Origin of the sequence: Lysobacter sp. (genome assembly GCF_035655815.1) — a bacterium.
Lineage (GTDB): Bacteria > Pseudomonadota > Gammaproteobacteria > Xanthomonadales > Xanthomonadaceae > Lysobacter_J.
In genome coordinates this window covers 42,133-49,385 of sequence record NZ_DASRTS010000005.1, presented here as the reverse complement: position 1 = coordinate 49,385, position 7,253 = coordinate 42,133, and the positions used below count along the sequence as shown (strand labels likewise).

Below are 7,253 nucleotides of genomic sequence, written 5' to 3'. Positions count from 1 at the left end.
TGCCGATCTGGGTGCCACGCTTTTCCTCGCACAGCTTGATGATGCTGCCGGTGTACTCCTCGGGGGTGAGGATGTTGGCGCGGATGATCGGCTCGCGGATCTCGGCAATGGCGTTGATCGGCGGCAGCTTGGCCGGGTTGTCCATCATCACGATGGACCCGTCGCTCTTGAGGACCTCATAGATCACCGTCGGCGCGGTGCTGATCAGGTCCAGGTTGTACTCGCGCTCAAGACGCTCCTGCACGATTTCCATGTGCAGCATGCCGAGGAAGCCGCAGCGGAAGCCGAAGCCCATCGCTTCGGAGCTTTCCGGTTCGAACCGCAGCGCCGCATCGTTCAGGCGCAGCTTTTCCAGCGCCTCGCGCAGGTCGGGGTAGTCCTCGGCGTCGACCGGGAACAAACCGGCGAACACGCGCGGCTGCATCTCCTGGAAGCCCGGCAGCGGCTTCGGTGCCGGATCGGCCGCCAAAGTCAGCGTGTCGCCGACCGGCGCGCCGTGTACGTCCTTGATGGACGCGGTGATCCAGCCCACCTCGCCCGCGCCGAGCTTGTCCAGCACCTTGCGCTTGGGAGTGAACACACCGACGTTGTCCACCTGGTGGGTGCGACCGGTCGACATCACCAGGATCTTGCCGCCCGGCTTGATCTCGCCCTGCATCACGCGCACCAGCGAGACCACGCCCAGGTAGTTGTCGAACCACGAGTCGATGATCAGCGCCTGCAGCTTGTCGGTGTCGCGCGGCTTCGGCGGCGGGATGCGGTGCACGATGGCTTCGAGCACGTCCACGACGTTGAGGCCGGTCTTGGCGCTGATCGCCACGGCATCCTCGGCGTCGATGCCGATGACGGCCTCGATCTCCTTCTTGGCGCGCTCGATGTCGGCCGTGGGCAGGTCGATCTTGTTCAACACCGGCACCACTTCCAGGCCCTGCTCCACCGCGGTGTAGCAGTTGGCGACCGACTGCGCCTCCACGCCCTGGGCGGCGTCGACGACCAGCAGCGCACCCTCGCACGCGGCCAGCGAACGGCTGACTTCATAGCTGAAGTCGACGTGTCCCGGCGTGTCGATGAAGTTGAGGAAATAGGTCTGGCCGTCGCGCGCCTTGTACGGCAGCGACACGGACTGTGCCTTGATGGTGATGCCGCGTTCGCGCTCGATCGGATTGGAGTCGAGCACCTGCGCTTCCATCTCGCGGGCCTCGAGGCCGCCACAGAGCTGGATGATGCGGTCGGCCAGGGTCGACTTGCCGTGGTCGACGTGGGCGATGATGGAGAAGTTTCTGATCTGCTGCATGCGGGGGCGCGCGAGGCTGGCCGTTCCTTGAAATCAACGCGCGATTATCGCACACGCCCCGCCGCGGCCGATCCGCGCCCGCCGGGTCTGGCGGGCGTGGATCGGGGTGGACGCAAGACTCAGCCGGCCTTCGCCCCGTCGTCGGCGGTGACCGCGATGAACTGGGTCGCGCCCTGGCGGCGGATCAGCAGCATCACGGTCTGGCCGGCCTTCACCGAAGCCAGCTCACGGTCCAACGCCGAGCTGGAACCGACCGGGGCACGGCCGACCTGCAACACCACATCGCCCGGACGCAGCCCGGCTTCTGCAGCGGCGTCGCCCGGATTGCGGATCAGGACGCCCTCGCCGGAGCGCAGGCCCAGGCGCTGGCGCTCCGCGGAGGACAGGTCCTGCCCGACCATGCCCAGCACGTTGCCGTTGGACGGACGCGCGGAGCCGTCACCGGCATCGGGGCGCGGCGTTGCCGCACCGCCGGCCAGCCCGGTGTCGAGTTCGTTGACGGTGACCGTCTTCTCGACGTTGCGACCGTCGCGGAACAGCGTGACCTTGGCCTTCGTGCCCGGCGCCATCGAACCAATGATCGGCGGCAGGTCGCTGGACTCGTTGATGGCTCGGCCGTCGACCGCGCGGATGACGTCGCCGCGCTCGATGCCGGCCTTTTCGGCCGGGCTGCCGGGCAGCACTTCCGCGACGAGCGCGCCGTTGCTGTCAGGCAGGCCCGCGCTCTTGGCCAGCTCGGTCGTCAACTGCTGTACCTGCACGCCCAGCTGTCCGCGACTGACCTTGCCGGTCGCGCGCAACTGCTCGGCGGCACTCATCGCCACATCGATGGGGATGGCGAAGCTCACCCCCATGTAGCCGCCGGAGTTGCTGAAGATCTGCGAGTTGATGCCCACGACCTCGCCGCTGGTGTTCAGCAGCGGACCGCCCGAGTTGCCCTGGTTGATCGCGACGTCGGTCTGGATGAAGGGGACGTAGCGCTGGCTCGCGTACGGATTGCTGCGGCCGACGGCACTGACGATGCCTGCGGTGACCGAGTGATCGAGGCCGAACGGCGAACCAATGGCGATCACCCACTGACCCGCCTTGGTCGCGTTGGCCGGCGCCATGCGCAGGAACGGCAGGCCCTTGGCGTCGATCTTCAACAGCGCGACATCCGACTGCTCGTCGCTGCCGATCACCTTGGCCGTGAATTCGCGCCGATCCGACAGCGTCACCGTCACCTTGTCGGCACCTTCGACGACGTGGTGATTGGTCATCACGTAGCCGTCGTCCGACATCAGGAAGCCGCTGCCCAGCGAGGTACCGCCGCCGCGGGGACCACGCGGACCGCCCGGGCCGCCGGGGAACGGCAGGTCGTCACCAAAGAAGCGCCGGAAGATCTCAGGAATCTGTTCCTCGTTCGGCATGCCGCGCGCCGCGCGACGCGGCGAAACCTCGGCCTGGATGTTCACCACGGCCGGGCCCACGCGCTGGACCAGCGCGGTGAAGTCCGGCAGGCCCGACACCAGTGATGGCGCGGGCTGCGCGGCCGGCGGCGGCGCGATGGGATTGGCAGGAGGCTGCGCGGTGCACGCCACCGGCAGAGCGGCGACGATCGCACCCACGAGCATGAGCGAGCGAAGCGGACGGTTCATCGGAATCGACCTCGGAATTCAGGGTAAGTGTGGTCATGTGCGCCGTTGCGGCGGCGCGAAAGTGGATGCGGATTGGCTGTGCAGGACTCAGCGGGGCGTGTCGCTACCGTCCGACGGTCCCTGGTCGATCTGCGGCCCCTGCGTGGGCTCGAACGGATAGAACGAGGGCGATGCCGCGTTGCCACCGAAGCTCGCGGTCATCGCACCGCTCCCGGCGGAGTACTGCGGCAGCACCGCACGCGGCCACGGCCGCACGGTCGTCGCCGCATGCTCGGGCCGGAAGGGATTCAATACGGGCACAACCTCGGAGCGCTCGGTACCGGTTGCTGCGATCGCGATTGGCGCGGCGGCAGCCGTCGCAGCGACTGCGGCAGGAACCTGGGACTGCCGGCTGTTGCGCAGCGCGGCCCGCTGGTTCTGGCTGCGCGACGTACGGCGGTCGGCGACGCGGCGCGGAACTTCCGCCACGGCGACGGCGGCGGCACTGAGGCCCAGCGCCGCCTGGTCCGGTGCCGGTCGCGCGGGCGCCGACGGCATCTGCACCGGCGTGGAAGGACGAACGGGCGCAACGGCCGCGGTGGCTCCGGCGCTGGCCACCTGAGTGGCCGCGACATCGGTGGCAGGTGAGGTCGCGGGGTCATCGGTGAACGGTCGCGTGATGAACAGCGCCACCACGGCGACCGAAGCCGCCAGCGCCCCACCGATCCAGCCACGGCGATGGGCCGGCAATCTCACCGGCGCAACCTGCTGCGTTGCGGATTCCTGCGCGATGGCCACGGACACGCGCTCGGCGAAACCGCCGGCGGCCAACCCCGCGGACTGCCCGCGCAGCACGTCGCCATACATCTGCCAGCGGCCCACGGCCTCGCGCCACTGCACGTCATGACCCAGGCGCTTGAGCGCGAAACGCGCTTCGTCGCCCTGCAGTTCGCCATCGAACAGCGCACACAGGACTTCGCGTTCCTGCATCTGGCGATCGTCGGTGGAATGGTGGTTGGAACTCATTGCTTGGCTGCTTCCGAAGTGTCGTTGTCGAGCAGGGGCCTCAGTTCCGCATCGATCGCCTCGCGTGCGCGGAAGATCCGCGAACGCACGGTACCGATGGGGCAACCCATCTTCTGCGCGATCTCCTCGTAGCTCAGGCCGTCCACCTCGCGCAGGGTGATTGCGGCCCTCAGTTCTTCCGGCAGGCCTTCGACCACACGCATCACCGTGCGTTCAATTTCCTGCCGCAGAAGTTCATGTTCCGGTGTGTCGGTGTCGCGCAGGCGTGCGCCGGTGTCGAACTGCTCCGCATCGGCCGCATCGACATCGTCCGTCGGCGGGCGGCGGTTCTGTGCGACCAGATGGTTCTTGGCGGTGTTCACGGCGATCCGGTGCAACCATGTATAGAACTGCGCATCGCCTCGGAAATTCGGCAGCGCCCGGTAGGCGCGTATGAAGGTTTCCTGGGCGACGTCCTGGCACTCGCTCCAGTCGGGGATGTAGCGCCCGATCAGGGCGGTGATCCGATGCTGGTACTTGCGCACCAGGGCATCGAAGGCCGCACTGTCGCCGCGCTGGACACGCCTGACCAGCTCTTGGTCCAACTCCAAGTCTTTTGGCAACGTTGTTTCGGCCATAACCGCGCCGGCGCTCCTGTCAGCTCGGCCATGGCCGAACGAATGGACAGCCCTGTCGGGCGAAAGTTCAATCACGATCATTAATGGGGTCGCCCGGGTCGCCCGCAAGCGGCAACAGTCACGCCCCGCCAACCCGGGCCGCCGCACACTCGCAACGTTGACGCCGGCGAAACATCCTCGGGATGATAGCGGCCTCTCCATACCTGAACGGATGGTGCCGCAATGATTGCTGGCCTCGACGGTCTCCGCTTCCAGCACTGGCAGACCGAGCTGCGCCCCGACGGCGTACTGGTGCTGTCGTTCGACAAGGCCGGCGCACCGGTCAACACCTTCTCGCAGGATGTGCTGATCGAGCTGGACACCCTGCTCGAACGCCTCGCGCTGGACCCGCCGAAGGGCCTGGTGCTGCGCTCGGCCAAGGCCACCGGCTTCATCGCCGGCGCGGACATCCGGGAATTCCAGAGCTTCGACGCCAAGGGCACGGTCGGCGATGCGATCCGCCGCGGCCAGCAGACGTTCCAGCGCCTGGCCGAACTGCCCTTCCCGACCGTCGCGGCCATCCACGGCTTCTGCATGGGCGGCGGTACCGAGATCGCACTGGCCTGCCGCTATCGCGTAGCCAGCAACGATTCCTCCACCCGCATCGGCCTGCCGGAAGTGAAGCTGGGCATCTTCCCCGGCTGGGGCGGAAGCGTGCGTCTGCCGCGCCTGATCGGCGCCCCGGCCGCGTTCGACATGATGCTGACCGGCCGCACGTTGTCCGCTTCGGCCGCGCGCGCCAATGGTCTGCTCGACAAGGTCACCGACGTCGCCACCCTGGTCGACGTGGCCGCCGCGGTCGCGCTGCGTGGCGGTTCGCCGCGTCCCTTCCAGCAGCGCTTCATGGGCTGGCTCACCAACACGCTGCCGGCACGCAAGCTGCTGGCGCCGATGCTGGTGAAGCAGGTCGCACGCAAGGCACGCAAGGAGCACTACCCCGCGCCCTACGCGCTGATCAACAGCTGGGCCAACAGCGGCGGCGGCATCCAGGCGCGCCTTTCGGCCGAACGCAAGGCGGTGGTCAAGCTGGCTTCCACGCCGACCGCACGCAACCTGATCCGCGTGTTCTTCCTGCAGGAACGCTTGAAGGGCCTGGGCGGGAAGGAGCACGGCATTCGCCATGTGCATGTCGTCGGCGCCGGTGTGATGGGCGGCGACATCGCGGCATGGTCCGCATGCAAGGGCTTCAACGTGACGCTGCAGGATCGCGAGCAGCGCTTCATCGACGCCGCGATGACCCGCGCGCAGGCGCTCTTCGAGAAGAAGGTGAAGGACGAGGCCAAGCGCGCCAACGTCGCCGCGCGGTTGAAGGGCGATCTGGCCGGTGACGGCGTCGCCGAAGCCGACCTGGTGATCGAGGCCATCATCGAAAAGGCCGAGGCAAAGCGCGAGTTGTACGCGCAGCTCGAGCCGCGCATGAAATTCGACGCGTTGCTGACCACCAACACATCGTCCATTCCGCTGACTGAGCTGCGCGAGCACATCGCGCGTCCGGTGCACTTCGCGGGGCTGCACTACTTCAATCCGGTCGCGCTGATGCCGCTGGTGGAGATCATCCATCACGACCGCGTCGCGCCGCAGACCGAGCAGCGCCTGGCGGCGTTCTGCAAGGCCATCGACAAGCTGCCGGTGCCCGTTGCCGGTACGCCGGGCTTCCTGGTCAACCGCGTGCTGTTCCCGTACATGCTCGAGGCGGCGACCGCGTTCGCCGAAGGCATCCCCGGCGCGGCGATCGACAAGGCGGCGGTGAAGTTCGGCATGCCGATGGGCCCGATCGAACTGATCGACACGGTCGGCCTGGACGTGGCCGCCGGCGTAGGTGCCGAACTCGCGCCGTTCCTCGGTCTGCCGATTCCGGACGCACTGGCGACCCCGCCGGAAGCCGGGAAGCGCGGCAAGAAGGACGGCCAGGGCCTGTACAAGTGGGAGAACGGCAAGCCGCTGAAGCCGGCGCTGCCGAAGGACTACCAGATCCCGTCGGACCTGGAGGACCGCCTGATCCTGCCGCTGCTCAACGAAGCGGTCGCCTGTCTGCACGACGGCGTGGTCAGCGATGCGGAACTGCTGGACGCAGGCGTGATCTTCGGCACCGGCTTCGCCCCGTTCCGTGGCGGTCCGATCCAGTACATCCGCGAAACCGGCGTGGAGGGCCTGCTCGCCCGCATGTCGGTGCTGCAGCAGCGCTACGGCGACCGGTTCAAGCCCCGCCCCGGCTGGGACAACCCGGTACTGCAGGCGACTGAGGAAACGGCGACGAAAGCCGCCTGAGCTGCGCCGCATCCCAAAACAGAAAACGCGCCCTTATGGCGCGTTTTTTGTTGGTTCCGTGATCACGTGCGCGGCAGATGTTTCGGCACCTTTACTTTCAGCAACCTGACCAACTCCACGTCCATGTAGTCGTAATCGTCGGGAATATCGAGGCAGACCACGCGCGCATGGCCGATGTGCGCACGGAACCGCGACGACAGCTTCGAACGGTGCGCACGCTCCATCACGAAGATGATCTGCGCCCACGTCAGCAGTTCGGGAGTGACCGGAACTTCCGCGTCATGGTTGAGACCCGCCGAAGCCGTTTCGACTCCGGGCCAACCGGCGAAGACGTGTTCCGCAGTCGGACTGCGCAGCCGGTTCTGGCTGCAGATGAACAGGACGTGCTTCACG

The 7,253-nt window shown here is 67.4% G+C and carries 6 protein-coding genes; 1 reads left to right on the top strand and 5 read right to left on the bottom strand.

Going from position 1 to position 7,253, the window contains the following annotated elements; translation table 11 throughout:
• The 4 genes from lepA to rpoE all read right to left on the bottom strand — a co-directional run.
• On the bottom strand, positions 1-1,294 hold a 1,294-nt coding region (gene lepA, locus VFE83_RS00865; RefSeq protein ID WP_324902970.1), incomplete at its 3' end, for a translation elongation factor 4.
• Between the two features lie 119 nt (positions 1,295-1,413).
• A complete protein-coding gene (locus VFE83_RS00860; RefSeq protein ID WP_324902969.1) occupies positions 1,414-2,931 on the bottom strand; it encodes a DegQ family serine endoprotease in 1,518 nt (505 codons plus the stop codon).
• Between the two features lie 87 nt (positions 2,932-3,018).
• Positions 3,019-3,936 (bottom strand): sigma-E factor negative regulatory protein, encoded by a 918-nt coding sequence (locus VFE83_RS00855; RefSeq protein WP_324902968.1) that lies wholly within the window; start codon positions 3,934-3,936, stop codon positions 3,019-3,021.
• Positions 3,933-4,553 (bottom strand): RNA polymerase sigma factor RpoE, encoded by a 621-nt coding sequence (gene rpoE, locus VFE83_RS00850; RefSeq protein ID WP_324902972.1) that lies wholly within the window; start codon positions 4,551-4,553, stop codon positions 3,933-3,935. Before rpoE ends, VFE83_RS00855 begins: the two co-directional genes overlap by 4 nt.
• A gap of 222 nt (positions 4,554-4,775) precedes the next feature.
• Between rpoE and VFE83_RS00845 the strand changes: the two genes are divergently transcribed.
• Positions 4,776-6,860 (top strand): 3-hydroxyacyl-CoA dehydrogenase NAD-binding domain-containing protein, encoded by a 2,085-nt coding sequence (locus VFE83_RS00845; RefSeq protein WP_324902967.1) that lies wholly within the window; start codon positions 4,776-4,778, stop codon positions 6,858-6,860.
• Positions 6,861-6,922: 62 nt separating this feature from the next.
• Here VFE83_RS00845 and VFE83_RS00840 read toward each other — a convergent pair whose 3' ends face one another.
• The gene (locus VFE83_RS00840; protein ID WP_324902966.1) at positions 6,923-7,252 is read right to left on the bottom strand and encodes a low molecular weight protein tyrosine phosphatase family protein; all 330 of its coding nucleotides are present in this window, start codon (positions 7,250-7,252) and stop codon (positions 6,923-6,925) included.
• Between the last annotated feature and the right edge of the window lies 1 nt (position 7,253).

Coding starts and splice junctions, on each gene's coding strand:
- VFE83_RS00860 (WP_324902969.1), bottom strand. CDS start 2,931: ATGAACCGTCCGCTTCGCTCGCTCATGCTCGTGGGTGCGATCGTCGCC.
- VFE83_RS00855 (WP_324902968.1), bottom strand. CDS start 3,936: ATGAGTTCCAACCACCATTCCACCGACGATCGCCAGATGCAGGAACGC.
- rpoE (WP_324902972.1), bottom strand. CDS start 4,553: ATGGCCGAAACAACGTTGCCAAAAGACTTGGAGTTGGACCAAGAGCTG.
- VFE83_RS00845 (WP_324902967.1), top strand. CDS start 4,776: ATGATTGCTGGCCTCGACGGTCTCCGCTTCCAGCACTGGCAGACCGAG.